General features: G+C 40.1%; 14 protein-coding genes. 12 read left to right on the top strand and 2 right to left on the bottom strand.

Annotated features, from left to right (window positions below; all coding sequences use genetic code 11):
• The first annotated feature begins 34 nt into the window (after positions 1 to 34).
• The 10 genes from HC179_RS07995 to HC179_RS07950 all read left to right on the top strand — a co-directional run bounded on the left by HC179_RS07995 (position 35) and on the right by HC179_RS07950 (position 14,552).
• Complete coding sequence (locus HC179_RS07995) at positions 35 to 1,876, top strand: GAF domain-containing sensor histidine kinase (protein ID WP_240948491.1); 1,842 nt, start codon at positions 35 to 37, stop codon at positions 1,874 to 1,876.
• Complete coding sequence (locus HC179_RS07990; RefSeq protein WP_168863886.1) at positions 1,869 to 2,507, top strand: response regulator; 639 nt, start codon at positions 1,869 to 1,871, stop codon at positions 2,505 to 2,507. The genes HC179_RS07995 and HC179_RS07990 overlap by 8 nt, the downstream gene beginning before the upstream one ends.
• A gap of 105 nt (positions 2,508 to 2,612) precedes the next feature.
• Positions 2,613 to 3,956, top strand: coding sequence for a sodium-dependent transporter (locus HC179_RS07985; protein WP_168863848.1), 1,344 nt, complete (start codon positions 2,613 to 2,615; stop codon positions 3,954 to 3,956).
• 258 nt (positions 3,957 to 4,214) lie between these two features.
• Positions 4,215 to 5,648, top strand: a complete 1,434-nt coding sequence (locus HC179_RS07980; protein ID WP_240948490.1) for a S8 family serine peptidase — start codon at positions 4,215 to 4,217, stop codon at positions 5,646 to 5,648.
• A gap of 28 nt (positions 5,649 to 5,676) precedes the next feature.
• Positions 5,677 to 8,133 carry a S8 family peptidase gene (locus HC179_RS07975; RefSeq protein WP_168863846.1) on the top strand — a complete coding sequence of 819 codons (2,457 nt, stop codon included), beginning with the start codon at positions 5,677 to 5,679 and terminating at the stop codon, positions 8,131 to 8,133.
• Positions 8,134 to 8,408: 275 nt separating this feature from the next.
• Positions 8,409 to 9,563 carry a S8 family peptidase gene (locus HC179_RS07970; RefSeq protein ID WP_481747960.1) on the top strand — a complete coding sequence of 385 codons (1,155 nt, stop codon included), beginning with the start codon at positions 8,409 to 8,411 and terminating at the stop codon, positions 9,561 to 9,563.
• Between the two features lie 496 nt (positions 9,564 to 10,059).
• Positions 10,060 to 11,199 (top strand): S8 family peptidase, encoded by a 1,140-nt coding sequence (locus HC179_RS07965; RefSeq protein ID WP_168863845.1) that lies wholly within the window; start codon positions 10,060 to 10,062, stop codon positions 11,197 to 11,199.
• Positions 11,200 to 11,487: 288 nt separating this feature from the next.
• Positions 11,488 to 12,048 (top strand): RNA polymerase sigma factor, encoded by a 561-nt coding sequence (locus tag HC179_RS07960; protein WP_346775131.1) that lies wholly within the window; start codon positions 11,488 to 11,490, stop codon positions 12,046 to 12,048.
• Entirely contained in the window at positions 12,020 to 12,358 is a 339-nt protein-coding gene (locus tag HC179_RS07955; protein ID WP_168863843.1) for a hypothetical protein, read from the top strand. Before HC179_RS07960 ends, HC179_RS07955 begins: the two co-directional genes overlap by 29 nt.
• A complete protein-coding gene (locus HC179_RS07950) occupies positions 12,336 to 14,552 on the top strand; it encodes a hypothetical protein (protein WP_168863842.1) in 2,217 nt (738 codons plus the stop codon). The genes HC179_RS07955 and HC179_RS07950 overlap by 23 nt, the downstream gene beginning before the upstream one ends.
• Before the next feature lie 54 nt (positions 14,553 to 14,606).
• Here the strand turns inward: HC179_RS07950 and HC179_RS07945 are convergent, their stop codons facing one another.
• Entirely contained in the window at positions 14,607 to 15,761 is a 1,155-nt protein-coding gene (locus HC179_RS07945) for an aminotransferase A (RefSeq protein WP_168863841.1), read from the bottom strand.
• Positions 15,762 to 16,109: 348 nt separating this feature from the next.
• Between HC179_RS07945 and HC179_RS07940 the strand changes: the two genes are divergently transcribed.
• On the top strand, positions 16,110 to 16,331 hold the full coding sequence (locus HC179_RS07940; protein WP_060666815.1) for a hypothetical protein: 222 nt from the start codon (positions 16,110 to 16,112) through the stop codon (positions 16,329 to 16,331).
• Between the two features lie 26 nt (positions 16,332 to 16,357).
• Here the strand turns inward: HC179_RS07940 and HC179_RS07935 are convergent, their stop codons facing one another.
• A complete protein-coding gene (locus tag HC179_RS07935) occupies positions 16,358 to 16,594 on the bottom strand; it encodes an IDEAL domain-containing protein (RefSeq protein ID WP_168863840.1) in 237 nt (78 codons plus the stop codon).
• Between the two features lie 428 nt (positions 16,595 to 17,022).
• Here HC179_RS07935 and HC179_RS07930 point away from each other — a divergent pair, with 428 nt between their 5' ends.
• Positions 17,023 to 18,318 carry an NCS2 family permease gene (locus tag HC179_RS07930; protein WP_168863839.1) on the top strand — a complete coding sequence of 432 codons (1,296 nt, stop codon included), beginning with the start codon at positions 17,023 to 17,025 and terminating at the stop codon, positions 18,316 to 18,318.
• Positions 18,319 to 18,535 lie beyond the last annotated feature (217 nt).

The raw sequence follows: 18,535 nt of genomic DNA, 5'->3' as shown, positions 1-18,535 counted from the left end.
TCCTCAAAATATTTCATTAGGGATGGGGATATCAATGGCTTTACCCCGGGGAAATTATCATATCTCTCAATTATATATGGGCTTTATATCAATTATAGGCTTTATGATGTTTGGCTTTTATCTAGTCACATTGGAAGCAATCAGCTGGTCGTTGCCCCTGTTGATTTTAATAATATTTACGTTGATCTGTGAGTATTATCCAATGCCGATGCCGAGAGGACAAACTACATTGACCTTTCCTATCATTTATATGATGTATGTTGTTTTTGGGATAGATGTCGTTGTGGTTGTTTACCCATTGACGGTTTTAGCGATAAATTGGATACACCGTAGACCTTTACGAATCTTGCTTTTTAATCCTGCACAATTGGTTATCAGTTTTTATCTCGCTCATCTTATTCACAAGTTAAGTTTGGAAAGACTTACTGAATCGGGATTCTCCCATTTAACCATGGGGATTCTGGGTTTTTTTATCATCATTACCTTTTTTTATTTAATTAATAATATTATTGTAGACATTGTCTTGTGGTTACGTCCAGAGAAATATCCTTTCAGATTTTGGTTAGGGAAGAGCCAAGGAGAGGCAATCAGCTACACTGTTGCTTTTATTTACGGTTGTCTCATACATTATTTAGGCAGTCAAAATAGAGGGGAAGTGGACAGTTTTTCTTATTTTTTCTTTTTCTCTCCACTTGTTGGGCTCTCTCTACTTAGCTCCATCATTGCGAGGCTAAAGGTGGAAAAAAATCGTATTAAAGCACTATTCGACTTTTCTTCTAAATTGAACAATTCCCTTCCGTCCCAAAGCTGGGGGGACCTGACCATAAAGCTGATGAACGATATGATGACTTATGATGATTGCTTCCTTTTCCTGCGCAACGATCGTGCACAGTGGGAATTGAATGTATTGAAGGGAAAACTTAGCTCCGATTCAATTGATAATGAAGTGTTCTATCAAATGGAATCATTGGAAAATATGGTGGTGTTCGATAAGCGAGATTTAAATAAAGGACCATTGACAACATATTTCCGCGGGCAATCTAGATCTGTCCTTTATGCGCCGTTGATTTTTGAAAAGGATGTGATTGGCTGTTTTGTAGTGACCAAAGCCCGGACAAAAAGCTTTACACTGGAAGACACAAGGGCAATTGCAACTATTTCCAATCAGTTGGCGGGCTTTTTTAAAACGAAATATCTTGTAAAAGAACAAGAGCGGAGAGTGGTTCTTGAAGAACGTAATCGGATTGCACATGATATACATGATGGAATTGCTCAATCGCTTGCGGGTGCTGTGATGAAACTGGATACGTCTTTGAAGAAGATGGACTCGAACCCTGTTGAAGCTAGACAGCTAATTGTGGATAGCAATAATAGGTTGAGGGAAAGTCTGAAGGATGTGAGGGATTCTATCTATGCCTTGAAACCATATCCCACTGAGCAATTAGGCTTTCATATTGCTCTGGAGAAAAAGATAGCCGAATTGAAAAAGGATAAAGCCCTTGGGCTGAATATTGAACTAGAAATCAGAGGGGCAAAAGGACCTGTCAGCCCCATGACGGAAAAAGTGATGTTTGACGTCTTCCAAGAGAGTTTACAGAACAGTATCAAGCATTCAAAGGCATCAGACCTGCATATTTTGATAAGTTATAAGCGGGATCATATATTATTGAAGATGAAGGATAATGGGATTGGTTTTTCTTTGTATCACGCAATGATCAAAGCAATGAATGAACCCCATTACGGAATACTTCAAATGAATGAAGCGGCTGAAAAAATTGGTGCAGCACTACAGATTGAAAGTAGGCAGGATGAGGGTACAGAGATTATACTGACAGTACCAAAACTAGGATTGGAAGGGACGAATAATGATGATTAATGTCATGCTGGTGGACGATCATGCCATCTTGCGGGACGGCTTGAAAACGATCATATCATTGGAAAAAGATATGAAAGTGGTCGGGGAAGCAACTAGCGGAAGAGAAATGATAGCATTGCTTGAAAAAGCACGCCCCCACATTATTGTTATGGATATAAATATGCCTGAACAGGACGGGATACAACTGACAAAAATGGTGAAGAAGGAATATCCAGAGGTAAAAGTGCTAATCCTTACAATGTATAAGCATGACGAGTATTTCATGTCTGCAATAAAAGAAGGGGCAGATGGCTATCTTTTGAAGGATTCCCCCTCTGATCAGGTAATTGATGCAATAAGGACAGTTTTTCAGGGAGAATCTATCATCCATCCAGCCATGACAAAAAAACTGATTAACTATCATCAACAAGGAGTTCAACAAGCAGAAGATACGACTCTTACTGAGAGAGAAAAGGAAGTGCTGTTGGGCCTGGTAGAAGGGCTATCCAACAAAGAAATTGCCCAGCGTCTATTCATCAGTGATAAGACAGTCAAAATACATGTAAGCAAAATATTTAAAAAGTTAGATGTGAAAAGCAGATCACAAGTCGTTATTTATGCCGTACAGCACAAGTTGGTCCCCTTTCCTTAAAGAGTTTGGCAGAGCCTCTTGTGTGATTTTACAGAAAATTCCCTATACATTTTATGCAAAGGGTAGTATGATAGTAGACTAATCAATAAAATAGGAGTTATAACAATGAAACAACATGAGCAATGGACATCAAAAATTGGTTTTATATTAGCGGCAGCAGGGTCGGCAATCGGCCTGGGGGCTATATGGAAATTTCCGTATATGGCCGGTACAAACGGTGGAGGAATATTCTTTCTTTTATTTATCCTCTTCACCCTCCTTATTGGAGCGCCGATGCTTTTGGCAGAGTTTATTATTGGAAGGTCCACACAAAAGGATGCCATAACAGCCTATAAGGTGCTAGCACCTAAAAAGAAATGGTATTTTATCGGTATTTTGGGTGTAGCTGCATCGTTTATCCTATTATCCTTTTACAGTGTGGTAGGTGGTTGGATTGTCACCTATTTAGGAAAGAGTATTGTAGGGGGCTTGTCGCAATATTCTTTGGAGCAATATGGAGCTTTGTTTGAACAGACCATCTCTAATCCAGTTCAAGTTCTAGTTGCTCAGTTTATCTTTTTGGGTATTACTATTTGGGTAGTTCAAGCTGGGGTTCAAAGTGGGATAGAAAAGGCCAGCAAGATTTTAATGCCTTTATTATTCATCATTTTCATTCTATTGCTGGTAAGGTCCCTGACCTTGGAAGGTGCATCAGAAGGGATTTTATACTTTTTACAACCAGATCTATCCCTTATTACCCCAAATACTTTCCTGATGGCACTGGGTCAGGCTCTATTCTCATTAAGTGTCGGTATTTCCATTATGGTTACCTACAGTTCTTACCTGGAGAAAGGTGAGAACCTGGTACGATCTGCGGGTTCGGTTGTAGGCTTGAATATTATCATTTCCCTTTTGTCTGGTCTAGTAATTTTCCCTGCGGTTTTTGCGTTAGGATTGCAGCCAGATGAAGGTCCCGGCCTGGTCTTTGTCGTTTTGCCTGCAGTGTTTGATCAACTTCCGCTTGGAGGATTGTTCTTGACGATGTTTCTTGTATTGCTTTTATTTGCAACCTTGACCTCCGCTTTTTCCATATTGGAGATCATAGTTGCGGTTATTGTAAAAGACAATCAAGAAAAGCGGAGAAAAATTGCCGTCATTACAGGGGGAATTATATTTATTTTGGGGATTCCTTCTGCTTTGTCATTCGGTTTACTTTCCGACATTACCATAGGAAATCTACTGATTTTTGATGCAGCGGATTTTCTCGTAAGTAATATCGGGCTCCCGCTTGGTGCATTATTAATTTCTATTTTTGTGGGGTTTAGAATTCCCCAAAATATTTTAGAAGATGAATTCTTCCAAGGTTCTCCGGTAAGAAAATGGTTATTCCGAATTTGGTATTTCCTGATAAGATATGTCATTCCGTTTGGCATACTCTTGGTGTTTCTTCAATCATTAGGCATTTTTTAATAAAGCTTTATTCATAAAATTGGTTTATGCAAATGCAAAAGCAACAATGCATACGAAAACAGCCATTCAAAAAGGCGTCGGACATTTTGTCCGGCGTCTTTTTGTTCCCAACATATAATTGCTTACTACCAAAGTAGTATCCAAGATAGTACGATTAGCTGTTTTTTTACGACATATGCCTAATAGATAGGAATAGTAGGCTATGAGAAGATAAAAGTAATAAATCTTATTATTTAAAAAATGAAATGGGGTAAAGGGATGAAAAGAATTATATCGTTGTTATCGATTGGTATTCTCCTAATGAGTATTTTACTGCCATCCATATGGATACAAGGTCCTCGTCAGGTGTATGCCAACCATGTCCAAGGTGGAGTAGGAGTTTTGGATCAGTCACTTGAGCAAGTTTTTAACAAGAGTGAAGGGCCAGTAGAAGTGATTATTTCCTTTAATTCTGATGGCAGGGTAGATCCCAATTATATAAAACTACTAGAAGAAATAGGTATTCAGCGGGCTATCGCGTTTCAAAGTTTGCCTTTTGTAGGAGCTCTGGCAACGAAGGAGCAAGTGGATCAAATTCTTGAGTGGGATAATGTTGTTTCCGTTTATTACAACCAAGAACTTCAATATGATAACGATGATGCTACTGCATATACAGGTGTGGACCGAGTTCGCAAAGATGAGGGATTTCGCAAGCTGAATGGCGGGATGCCGGTCAGCGGGGATGGTATTGGAATAGTAATCAATGACAGTGGAGTAGACGGAACACACAATGACATTAGGTTGGGCAATAATCTGGTTCAAAATGTTCTTGGTAGCACTAACTTACAAGGGATAACCGGCATCCTACCGATTACCTATATCGAAAATGTCCCTAATACGGATTCAAGCTCCGGACATGGAACACATGTCGCAGGTACCGTCGGTGGTACAGGGGCTATGTCTGGAGGGAAATACGAAGGTGTGGCACCAGGAGCAAATTTGATAGGATATGGTTCTGGAGCCGTGATTGCAATGCTTGATACACTTGGAGGATTTGATTATGCCTTGACTCACCAGCAAGAATATAATATCCGTATTATCACGAACTCCTGGGGGGCGCCTAGCGATGCAGGTACGGACTTCGACCCATATGATCCCATCAACATCGCCACAAAAAAACTGTTTGATCGTGGTATCATTACCGTTTTCTCTGCAGGAAACTCTGGACCTGGGGAAGCGACCATTTCCGGAAATTACAAAAAGGCACCTTGGGTCATAACGGTAGCCGCTGGAACGATACAAGGGCAGTTAGCAGATTTTTCTTCAAGAGGATTGGAAGGGAATGGTGGATCGGTAGTGGTTGATGGCGAGGATTATATTTGGGAGGATCGGCCAACCATCACTGCACCTGGAGTGGATATTGTTTCGACAAGGGTAACAACTCCTTTATCCGCCTTAAGTGCACAAAAGGATCTGGAATATATCTCACCTGCACACCTACCTTATTATACAACATTTAGTGGGACTTCTATGGCCGCCCCCCATGTTGCAGGCATCATCGCATTGTTGTTGGAAGTGAATCCAGCATTGAATGGCTTGGAAATAAAGGAAATTCTTGAAAACACGGCTACACCGATGGATGGGTATTCAAAATGGGAAACAGGCTCTGGTTATGTGGATGCCTATAAAGCTGTCTTAAACGCAGTTCAATAAACTATCATTGTGGAAAAGAGGGGAAGTAATGAAAAAGTGGTTTGCTGTTGTGTGTACGTTATTGTTAATGTTAAGTTCATTATCTAGTGTAAATGCCCAAGGAGAATTGACCTTATCCTCCGTAGTAGATGAGAAAGTATGGTCCGCTTTTGATGAGGCGGCAAGTACTGCGCAGGTTATCATTACTTTCCATGGAGAACAGAAACCAACATCGACTCAAATCGAGTTGTTGAATGAGGTTGGAATTGAAAAAGCAGTGACGATGAACGAATTACCTATTGCCGGGGCTTTAGCTACAAAAGAACAGGTCCGATCGTTGGCGCAATCTCAGGAAGTAAGGTCCATTTATCTTAATGAGAAAGTAACTTACTATAACGCGGAATCAACGGATCTAACAGGTGTGAACAAAGTCAGAACGGATAAGGAAATGACCAAGGCTAACGGAGGGATGCCTTTCTCAGGTGAAGGGATTGGAGTAGTAGTGAATGACAGTGGAGTAGATGGGACGCATAAAGATCATGAGTTTGGACGAAATCTAGTTCAAAATGTACTTGGGTCCACAAATCTTCAGGGGATAACAGGAATCCTACCGATCACTTATACAGAAAACGTTCCAAATACAGACACAAATTCTGGGCATGGCACACACGTTGCAGGTACTGTTGGAGGAACAGGGGCGATGTCAGGAGGAAAATATGAGGGTGCCGCACCTGGTGCAGACCTGATAGGATACGGTTCAGGTGGAGCGTTATTTATTCTTGACGGAATTGGTGGCTTTGACTATGCCATCACACACCAACAAGAATATGGAATTAGAGTGATTACAAACTCTTGGGGTTCCAGTGGTGAGTTTGATCCCAACCACCCAATAAATATAGCGAGTAAAAAAGCACACGATCGAGGTATCGTCGTTTTGTTTGCTGCAGGCAATGAAGGACCGGCTGAAAACACTCATAATCCTTATGCCAAAGCACCTTGGGTAATTTCGGTGGCGGCTGGAGTGAAGGATGGCACGTTGGCTGATTTCTCCTCCCGTGGAACAAAAGGGGTTGGAGGGACTTTCAGCATGGACGGTGAGGAATGGACATGGGAAGATAGGCCAACCATTACTGCTCCAGGTGTGGATATCGTGTCAACAAGGGTACTGGCCCCGCTTTCGGCATTGGCGGCAGAAAAAGATGCGGAGTTAATTGAACCTCAACACCTCCCATATTATACGACGATGAGCGGAACGTCTATGGCAACACCGCATGTGGCAGGAATTGTAGCATTGATGTTGGAGGCTGATACAACCTTATCGCCAGATGAAGTGAAAGAAGTCCTTCAACTCACGGCTACCAATATGCCTGGATATGAAGCGTGGGAAGTAGGGGCAGGGTATGTGAACGCCTTTGCCGCAGTGGATGCCGCACTTCACAAAGATAAGCTTTATGGATCAACACTGAATATGAACCAGACTTTCCACTCCAAAGTGGACACCTCCACAACAAGGGAGGACTTCGTGATAGATTATTCTGCGCTTACAGGGGGCACTTACGAATTTTCAGTAGATAATGGTTTGACTAGCCTTCTTGCACGTGTAGACGGTAAAGGTGTGATGGAGGCTACGGGAAATCCTGTTAACCTCGTCTTGACTGCTCCGGATGGGACAGAATACAGTTCAGGTGTAAGTCTGTTATTTCCTTTGTATTCTGACCGAGTAGTATTGGTAGATTCACCACAGTCAGGTATATGGAAAGCGGAAATCAGAGGACTTAGGGGGGCTGAGTTGAATCCAATTGGAATAGCTTTACCTGAAACGGTAGAAGGAACTTTAACCTTTACAAAAATAGAAGGCTTTACAGGCTTAAATGATATAAGCGGCCACCCTGCAGAAGAAGCTATCAAGCAGGGAGTGAATGAAAGACTATTCGATGGGAACAAAAATGGCTATTTTAAACCTGATGTGAAACTTACTAGACTAGATTTTGCGAAATACTTAGTGATGGGAGCGGAAATTAGGCAGTCTTTACCAAACGTCCCGAGCTTTACAGATATTTCAAATTCAGATCTCGCTTTTGCAGAAGCGGTAATGGCAAAAGGAGCAGCTCTTAGAGATAAAGCGCAAAAGAATAACGCAGTAATGTTACCAAAGCAAGAAGGAAAGTTCATGCCTACAAGTACACTAACTAAAGCTGAATTGGCATACTCCCTTGTCCAAAGCTTAGGTTTAGAAAAAGAGGCGATAGCCCATTCCGGTGACATTAAAGTAACATATAAGGATGAACAAGTAGTGTTAAAGGATCAGGGTGATATTCCTGAGAATTTAAAAGGGTATGTACAATTGGCTTTGGATCTCAATATATTGAATGCTAATTTCTCTGTAACACAGGGGAGATATGACCTGGAACCTAAAATTGAGGCTACTTTTAATGGGAAGCAAGAAGTGACTCGAGGAGATTTTGCAGTAGCATTTACCAGATATTACAATGTGTTCTTTAATTGAGAACTTCATCTTAGTTTATGGCAGATAAACATTAGAATAAACAGGTAAACAAAGAGAAGACAATTTTGCCTGGCTTCTCTTTTTGACAATCCATTTTATATTATTGGGTATTAGAGGTAAATATACCAAATTTTTTTATTGGGAAAATTAAAGGTCTTTCTAGTTAATGATATCGTAAAATTCACTCCATTTTCCCAATATGAATTTGACGTAACAGGTGGTAAACTTTCGTTAATAGTTCTTAATAGTAAGAATTATTAAAAAATATCTAAGGGGTGAAGGTATTGAAGAAGTGGATGAAAGGTTTTTCGGTCATACTTATTGCTATTTTGGCTTTCTCGTTAGCGTTCGGAACTGCTCAAGCGGAGTCATATGGTCTGAACACTAATGCCAAGAAAGAGTACTTAGTGGGGTTTGCTAAAGGAAATAAAGCAAATGCTCAGTCTTCCAAAAAATTGATTACGGCAGCTGGCGGTGAGATTCAGCATACATTCCAGTACATGGAAGTCGTAGAGGTCACTTTATTTGAAAAAGCTGCAGAGGCCCTTAAGAAAAACCCTAACATTGCATTTGTAGAAGAAAATGTACAGATGTTTGCAACAGCACAAACAACGCCATGGGGAATCCCTCATATTAAAGCAGACAAAGCACACGCTTCAGGTGTGACAGGAAGCGGTGTCAAAGTCGCAATCCTTGATACAGGAATTGATGCAAATCATGCTGACCTTAATGTCAAAGGTGGAGCAAGCTTTGTTTCTGGTGAACCAAATGCCTTGCAAGATGGGAATGGACATGGAACTCACGTAGCAGGAACAGTAGCTGCCTTAAATAATACAACAGGTGTTCTTGGAGTAGCATATAATGCAGATTTATATGCTGTTAAAGTTCTAAATGCTTCTGGTAGTGGGACGTTAAGTGGAATTGCACAAGGTATCGAATGGTCCATCGCAAATGGAATGGATGTAATCAATATGAGTCTTGGTGGAAGTACTGGCTCTAGTGCTTTACAACAAGCTTGTGACAATGCATATGCAAGTGGTATTGTTGTGATTGCGGCTGCTGGAAACTCTGGTTCTAGAGGAAAACAGAATACAATGGGTTATCCTGCTAGATATAGTTCTGTCATCGCGGTAGGTGCAGTGGATTCTAATAATAACCGTGCATCTTTCTCCAGCGTAGGAAATGAGCTGGAAGTGATGGCTCCGGGGGTAAGTATACTGAGCACGACTCCAGGTAACAACTACGCATCTTACAATGGTACGTCCATGGCATCTCCACATGTTGCTGGTGCTGCAGCGTTAATTAAAGCGAAATTTCCAAGCATGACTAATGTTCAAATTCGTGAGCGTTTAAAAAATACTGCTACTAACCTTGGTGATCCTTTCTTCTATGGAAAAGGAGTCATCAATGTGGAAAGTGCATTACAATAATTAGTTTATCCCCCTAAATGTTAAGCACCGAGCCTCGCTCTATCTAGGAGCAAGGCCGGTGTTTTTTTGTTAGACTCTATAAAAGCATACTGTTGATTTTTGCAGCAACCTAGCTGTTGCTTGGAGCAATAGGCGAAGACTCCTTAGGGAGATGCGTTTAGGGGAGACCCCGCAGGCGCTTTTCCGAGGAGGCTCCCCAAACGCCCCTAGGAAAGCGAAGCCTAATGCGAAAATCAACAACGGTGTTTAACAAAGCCTTTTGTTAAAGAAATTCTGAACTCAATCTTTATTATAGAATAAGAATATATTTGCAATAACAACTTGGTTTTGTAATGTTTTCCATGATAAACCATTGGGAAAATTCCTTATGGAATCTATGAATTATACAGGAAAAGTAGGTTTGTTTTCCCAATAACAATCACTAGATTATTATGCTAGTATCATAGTTAACTAAATAAATTTTTTTATTTAGATTAATTAGAGGAGTGTGAAAAATATGAACAGATCTTTTAAAAAAATGCTTACCATGTTATTAGTTGTTGTGATGGTGCTATCCTTCTCCTTTACTCCATCAGATGCAAGTGCAAAGGGAAAACCGGTAATGAAGGAATACTTGATCGGTTTGAATTCAAGCTCAGCCATCGCGAAGGCTGACACATTGGTTTCCACTCTTGGTGGAACGGTCGAGCACCAATTTAAGCACATGAATGTTTTACATATTACCCTTCCGGAAGCAGCTGCAGCTGCGGTTGAGAAAAATCCTAATGTACAGTATGTGGAAGAAAATGTAGAGATGCATGCAACGGCACAAACGGTTCCTTATGGAGTTCCTCATATTAAAGCGGATGTGGCGCATGCCCAAAATGTAACAGGATCTGGTGTGAAAGTAGCTGTACTTGATACAGGGATCGATGCAAGTCACGAAGACCTTCGTGTTGCAGGAGGCGAAAGCTTCGTTTCTGGAGAGCCAGACGCTCTAACAGACGGGAATGGTCATGGAACACATGTAGCCGGTACCATTGCAGCTTTAAATAATAATGTTGGGGTACTTGGTGTTTCTTATGATGTCAATCTATATGCAGTAAAAGTCTTAGGTGCAGATGGAAGTGGAACGCTTGCAGGAATTGCACAAGGTATTGAATGGGCAATTGACAACGACATGGACGTCATTAATATGAGTCTTGGAGGAAGCACAGGGTCCACAACATTAAAGCAGGCGAGTGACAATGCTTATAATAGTGGCATTGTAGTGGTAGCAGCAGCAGGAAACAGTGGTTCATTCCTGGGATTAGTTAATACAATAGGTTACCCCGCTAAATACGATTCCGTTATCGCAGTAGGTGCGGTGGATTCCAATAATAACCGTGCTTCCTTCTCAAGCGTGGGAAGCCAGCTGGAAGTAATGGCACCTGGAGTTTCCATCAACAGTACGTTACCAGGAAATAAATATGGAGAATTAAATGGTACTTCTATGGCATCTCCTCACGTCGCAGGCGCAGCGGCACTATTATTAGCGCAAAATCCAAGTCTGACAAATGTTGAAGTTCGTGAAAGATTGCGTAATACAGCAACCAACTTGGGCTCGTCCTTCAATTATGGCTACGGTGTCATAAATGTTGAAGCGGCATTGCAATAGTCTAACAAACAATTAAATTGAGACCCTCCCTCTTCCGGGAAGGGTCTTTTTTTATAATATCATATTAACTAAAAAACTAGGAAAGCGAAGCCATTTGCGGAATTCAACAGCCGTGTTTAATAGGAATATATCTTTATAAAAATCCCCACAGACTTCCCATCTTTATGCTACGGTAATAAATATCTACCAAAAAAACATTTTTTGCAAAAAGTTGAAACTATTTCTAAAGACCTTGCATCTTAAGTATAGACCTTAAAAGAAAAGGGGGGTGAGCATGATTTGCACCTAGTGAAACGTTTGATAAATAAAGAAGAATCAGCATTAAAAGAATTGATGACTCTTTATGGAGACTATCTATTAAGAACTGCCTACTTACTGGTAAAAGATAATCATCTTGCTGAAGAAGTTGTGCAGGACACTTTTATCACCGCCTTTGAAAAGATTCATCAATTAGATGAGGATGAAAAACTGAAAAGCTGGCTCACCTCCATTACTGTCAACCGAAGCAAAATGCACATGCGTAAGTGGAGCTTTAAGCGCATCCTCCTAAACTTTGAATTTGCTGAACGGATTACGGAAGACGATCAAGCAAAAGGTCCCGAGGCACTGCTATTACTAGATTTTCAAAATCAATCGTTAAGTCAGTTGATACAAAAGTTGGATTATAAGTACAGAGAAGTGATCATTCTTTATTATTTCAATGAGATGAAAATAAGCGAAATTGCAATGATGTTAGCTATTGCAGAAAGTACAGTGAAGACAAGGTTGAAACGAGGACGTTCTCGTTTAAAAGAAATGATGGAGAAAGGGGAGGATGGAAGTGCAACACAAAGAAAAACAAGCGGTTAGAGAAAGACTAGACAATGAATTAAAGGACCTCCATTTTACTGGGTGTGAAAAAGTATTACAGAAAACTCATCCAAAAAGTTTCACAGAAAAACTTTCATCCTTCTGGAACAAGGAGATTGAATTACCCATTCTTCCAGTCGTTGTGGCCACAATGTTAATCCTTTCAACCATTTCGCTTAGGGTTGATAGGGATAACGTGGTCATCACTACACAGGCAGATCGTGAAATAATCCGGATTGCAGGATACACCTATTGGAAGGATGACTATGAAAGAGTGGTGAAGGAACATGAAAGTAAAAGTGAAAATTAAACACATAGTGTTGGCTGTAGCTGGATTTATTTTATTTCTGCCAATATTCTTCTATTTAATACAACCTCAGTACAGCATATACACGGTCAAACAACAAATGGCAAACGGGGAGCAATCGGGAAAAGAGAGATTAAAAGACCTGCTTGAAAATGGAAACATTATTAAAGAGCAGAGGTTCGCTCTTATCAGGGAGTTTTTAATAGGAGACGCCTACACCCTTCAATATGATGTATATGTTGGGTCTACCTCGACATATTGGTCAGGCCAAAATCAAGCAAAAGTGAAATTTTCATTGGAAGAACGTCTACCTTATTTAATAGAATACGTTGAAAAAGGACCTACTGACGGATACATGGAGTCAGCGGCGAAGGAACTGGCAGAATATTACAATCAGCTAGGAGAATGGCAAAAAGGCAATGAAGTTCTTCAAACTGCCATAGACAGGGGAATAAAAACGTATTTCAGGTCGGATTTAGCAACAAAACAAATCGACTTGGCAGTTCAGAACGAGCAATATGAGGTGGCCTTAACGTATATAAAAGAATTCAACGCAATTGTTTCTGAAGACGACACCTACTCAAAAACAATGGCAGTTAAGTCCCATGCAGATATTCTCATGAGTCAAGGTGAGCATGAGAAAGTAATTGCGCTTGTGGAAAAGACTTTGAAAGATATCAGGCGGGTGAAAAAGGAAAGGGATAATCGGGATGAAGAAGTTTATTCAGAAGAGAAGCAACTATTAGAGATAATGGACAGGATACAAAACGGTCAACATTCTTTCCATTCTGTACGGGGAAAAATATACAAATCTAATGGAGAAACACCAATTCAAGGTGTGGGGGTATTCCTTCGTGATAAAAACAATTTGAATTATAGCATTGGTTCAGAAGAACAATACCATGCAGTTACAAATAAAAACGGAGAATACATTTTTCAAAAGGTCCCACCAGGTAGTTATCAGCTGCATTTTGGGTTTACCTTTGATCAAATAGATGGATATTCTGTTTCCATGCCAGCAAATCCTTGGATTGAAGTGGAGAATGAGAATGTTGTGGCACATGACTCCATGATTCATCCATTAATAGAAATATATAATCCTGTAAATTCTAAAGAAATGAAAGAAGATAGGATCGAGTTTTCATGGGAACCAGTCGATGGAGCCGCATACTACAGCATCAGTGTCGGCAGGGAGGTGGAAGGTGGTTCCGTTTCACATGATTTAAAGAGCGGAATTAAAACGACACAGCTAACTGTGCCAGTAGAAGACCTTTATTTCTCGCAAGGTGGCATTCAGTTTATGGAAGAAAGTGATTGGAAAGAGATTGATTACTCATCTGTGCTTGGTTTTGCCGATCCTAGGGGACGTTTCTTTTGGAATGTTCAGGCGCATAATGAAAAAGGAGATTTGATTACCCAAAGCCAAGGTTATCGGTTAGGACAAGACACATTTGGAAACCTACCGACATTTTATTTGAAGAATAGAGAATTGACCAAAGCTGATAAAGTGTTGTTGAAAAATAAGCCGGAAGAAGCATTGGGAATGTATAAGCAAAATTATGAGAATAATCCAGATGATTTGCATAGTTTGCTGATGATTAGCAAGATCATCGGGGTTGAGGCGGTAGTGATAAACGAATCTTCAAAGGAGCTTGCAATGCCTTACCTAGAGGAATTAGCACGAAGATCACCTAATGAAACTTTATTCCTTGATATTCTCCAATACTACTTCGAAAAAGAGGATTGGCCATCCTATGAGGAGTGGTATAAGAGGTTTGGGAATATTAAGGGAGATATTCTAAACGAGTATATAGAGGGAAATCGCGCCGTGGCCCTATTAAAACAGGGAAAGTATGAAGAGGCAAGATTACAGTTTCAATCGGTGATGAAGCAAGGCTATCGCCATGAATACATCAGTGAATGGATTGCATTAGAACTGTTTTTAGGTGGTTCTTTAGAAAAAGTTTCAGAATTGGCGCGAGAACATCCAGAGCAGGGCATCTATGATGTGAGGGTTGATTGGGGAATTCTGATAAAAAATCTCCAGATCGAAGAGGAACAGTTTGACGGATATATAAAAGAGGTCCAAGAAGTGATGGGGTGGGTTATACAAGAAGAAAATAAAAGATTGGAAGAGTGGTTGACTAACACAAGTAAGGATGAATTGAAAAGATTTGTGAAAGAGTTGAGGAAATAGAAAGAAAAAAGGAACGACTTTGGTGAGGAGAGTCGTTCCTTTTCCATTTGTTTCTTATAAGTCATTCAAAAAACGTTCTATACGGTCCATGGCTTTTTCAAGCGTTGGCATGTCATACGCATAAGAAAGTCTTACATATCCTTCTCCTAGTTCGGAAAATGCACTGCCTGGTACAAGAGCAACTCCAGCTTCTTCTACAAGTTTCAACGCAAAGTCAAATGACTTCATATTATATTTTTGAATAGAGGGGAAAAGGTAAAACGCGCCAGCAGGCTTCACAACTTCAAGCCCCATATTCAATAGGCGATTATAAACATAGTTCATTCTTTCTTGATACTGTACTTTCATATCCTCTGCATCATTAATCCCTGCTGTCAATGCTTCCAGTGCAGCGTATTGTGAAATGGAGCTTGCGCATGAAACATTGTATTGATGTACTTTTAACATCTGTTTCATTACATATTCAGGACCAAAAACGAGCCCAATTCTCCAACCTGTCATGGAGTGGGATTTCGATACTCCATTAATGACGATGGTTTTTTCTCTCATGCCGGGTATAGTGGCAATGGAGTGATGGTTGCCTTCAAAAACAAGTTCACTATATATTTCATCGGACAAAATAAAGATATCCTTTTCTTGCAATAGAGCTGCAATTTTCTGCAATTCCGCTTGGGATATGGTTGCTCCTGTCGGGTTTGATGGATAAGGGAGAATAATACAACGTGTTTTTTTTGTTAAATTCTTTTCTATTAGCTCTGCTGTTAATTGAAAATCCGTTTCTCTGGTGTCGATATGTACAGGGGTTGCACCGCATAATTTGATAAGTGGCTCGTAGCCCGGATAAACTGGTCCAGGAAGGATAACCTCTGTACCGGGTTCTAATATCGTACGAAAAGCAATATCTATTCCTTGGCTTGCACCGATGGAAACAATCACCTCAGTGTCAGGGTCATACTCCATGTTATATTTCTTGTTAATAAAGTCAGCTGCAGCCTTCCTGAGTTCAGGAAGGCCAGCGTTCGGTGTGTAGACGGTTTTATTTAGTTCGATGGCAGCTTTCCCAGCTCCTTTTACATGTGTGGGAGTAGGAAAGTCGGGTTGCCCGATAGTAAGAGAGAGTACATCATCATATTTTGCTACAAGGTTGAAAAACTTCCGGATGCCCGAAATCTCAATATTTCGGACATGTGAATTAATTAGATGTTCCATTTATATAGCCCCTTTATATATTCAAGCTTTTTAAGTTAGTGTAACCGACTTTTTTCCCCTTGTCCAAGAGATTCTTGTGGGGTGAAACTATAGGTATGAAGAGGGATTCCTTGATACCTAGAGAGAGAAGGGAAACGTTTGTTTGGTCATTGGCGTACGAGGGAAGTCCTATAAAAATAAGAAGCTAGTAGGATAGGAAAAAACTTACATAAGGTTTATAATAATTATAAACACAGAATATTCACATAATTTTAATTGCCGTCTCCATTGCCTCCGGTTGCACTCCTTTCACCTTTGAGCTACTGGGATTTGGTGTCTGTTAGATTCCGTCTGAAAGGGGATCGTGTAATGGATATTGTGCTACAGATTTGGTTAACGTTGTTGGAAAAGTATGCAGAGGAGTTGTTTTTTCAGGATTCAACATCAGGGGTCTTTTCGTTTATGATTATTGGGGTGCTCGCTTACTTGTACAAGCAGGAAAAGGAGACAAAGAAAAAGTGTTCATGCTGTCATACAGAAGCGAAAACAGAAGAGAAAAAGCTCCCCGAAAAGCAAGAAGAAGCGGAATGACTTTCCGCTTCTTTTTTTGCGAGCTTTTACTGTAAATGTGAGAATTGATTTAATAAGGCATTATATTCGTTGGATAAGGTTTTGAATTTTTGACGGTTACCTGCACCTAGTGCTCGATCTATTTCGTTCATCAGCCTATTTTTATGAAATTGAAAGACAGAAGAGTCGACAATGATTTGAGCGACTTTCTCCTCTCTGGTCATATCAAAGCTTTTGAAATTGGAAACAGATTGTTCTGGTTGAAAAGAAAAATGCTTATTCATAATTTCTACCCCCTGTGCGGAATTTTGGAATGCGTAGTTACGGGTGAATCATGAAAAGGATGTGATTGTAAGATGCTTCATCCTTTTTCCTATTATCTGATATTTTGTCTCGTTTGTGAAGTGTAATTTTTAGAAAATTTAGATATATCAGAAAAAATAGTGGAAACTTTGTAAATGAGTGACAAATGAGTTAGTTTAGTATGGTTACTTATTTCTGAATATACCCAAATTTTTAATGGTGAAAACAATTGGAGAGTATTTGCTTAGAAAAGTAGAATAATAAGAAGTGAATTTGTAAAGTTATTTATGATTCGGTAAAATAATTATTTGTTGGACAAAAATTTTTGATTTTCTCTTGAATTATCAATAGAAAACGAATATTATTAGTAAGGTTTCAATAATATATTCGTTTTTGGGGGATTTTTAAGTTGGAAAACTATTTTAGTTTAAAAAAGTTTAATACATCAATTAAACAAGAGGTTTTAGCGGGAATTACAACCTTCCTTACTATGGTTTATATAATTTTTGTCAACCCTGCTATTCTTTCAGCCGCAGGAATTCCGTTTGATCAGGTGTTTATGGCAACGATTATCGCTGCTGTGATCGGGACATTAACAATGGGATTGTTTGCAAAATATCCAATTGCGGTTGCTCCAGGGATGGGCCTTAATGCATATTTCACAAGTGTTGTAGCTACGCAGGGGCTTACTTATCAAGCAGTGTTGGGAACTGTGTTTTTAGCAGGGCTTGTTATCATTGTTTTGAGTTTAACTAATTTAAGAAAGGCGCTCATTGAAGCAATTCCGGCTCCTTTGAAATATGGAATTACAGCGGGAATAGGCTTATTCATTGCGTTTCTTGGTTTGAAAATGGCAGGTATTGTCGTACCGAGTGAAGCAACGATGATTACACTTGGAGATCTCACAAGTCCCGTTACGGCGCTGTCTATCGGTGGGCTGTTCATCACTCTCATCCTTATGGCTAAGAGGGTATCTGGAGCCCTATTTTATGGAATGGTTTTGACGGCAATTGCAGGCTATTTCTTTAATATGCTTTCCTTTACTGGCATTGTGGATATGCCTCCTGCACCTCAATTCATCCATATTGGAGATGCACTCAGTGGTGTGATTACAAATGGTTTATATACGGTTGTATTTGCATTCATTCTGGTTACAATTTTTGATTCTACCGGTACGCTTGTGGGTGTTTCAGAACAGGCTGGCTTTATGAAGGATGGCAAATTGGCAAGAACGAAGCCTGCAACACTTTCTGATGCTATAGCAACCACAGCTGGTGCGGCTCTTGGAACTAGTCCGTCATGCGCTTATATCGAATCTTCTGCAGGTGTTGCTGCAGGCGGTAGAACAGGTTTGACTTCTGTTGTGGTAGCTGGATTGTTTCTATTATCCATGTTCTTTTCCCCGGCAATTTCAGCTATTTCAAGTTTACCGGCAATCACTGCACCGATATTAATTATTGTCGGATGCTTCATGATGGAAGGGCTGGCAAAAATACAATGGAGAAATTTTGATGAAGCGTTCCCTGCTTTCGCCATCATATTGACGATGCCATTGACTTCAAGCATCGCTACAGGAATTGCTGTAGGTTTTATTACGTATCCGATCATGAAAGCTGTCAATGGAAAATGGAAGGATGTTCATCCACTCATTTACGTATTTGCAGTTATCTTCTTAATCCAAATGATCTTTTTTCCGGCACACTAATAGGTATAAAAGAGGCTGGGACAAAAGTGTTTTAGTCTAAATAAAACCCGAACTAATTTAAAATCTTATATTAGTTCGGGTCTTTTTTCATTTAAAAGATACATTTATTTTTTGGGTTGCACCAGCTGTTGATTGGAGCAAAAGGCGAAGACTCCTGAGGGAGATAGCGGTAGCTTGAGACCCCGCAGCGGAGCGAGGAGGCTCAAGCACCGCCCCT

The organism is Bacillus sp. RO1 (genome assembly GCF_012524115.1).
Lineage (GTDB): Bacteria > Bacillota > Bacilli > Bacillales > Bacillaceae_I > Sutcliffiella_A.
The sequence above is the reverse complement of the archived record's forward strand: the minus strand, read 5'-3'. Positions and strand labels throughout refer to the sequence as shown.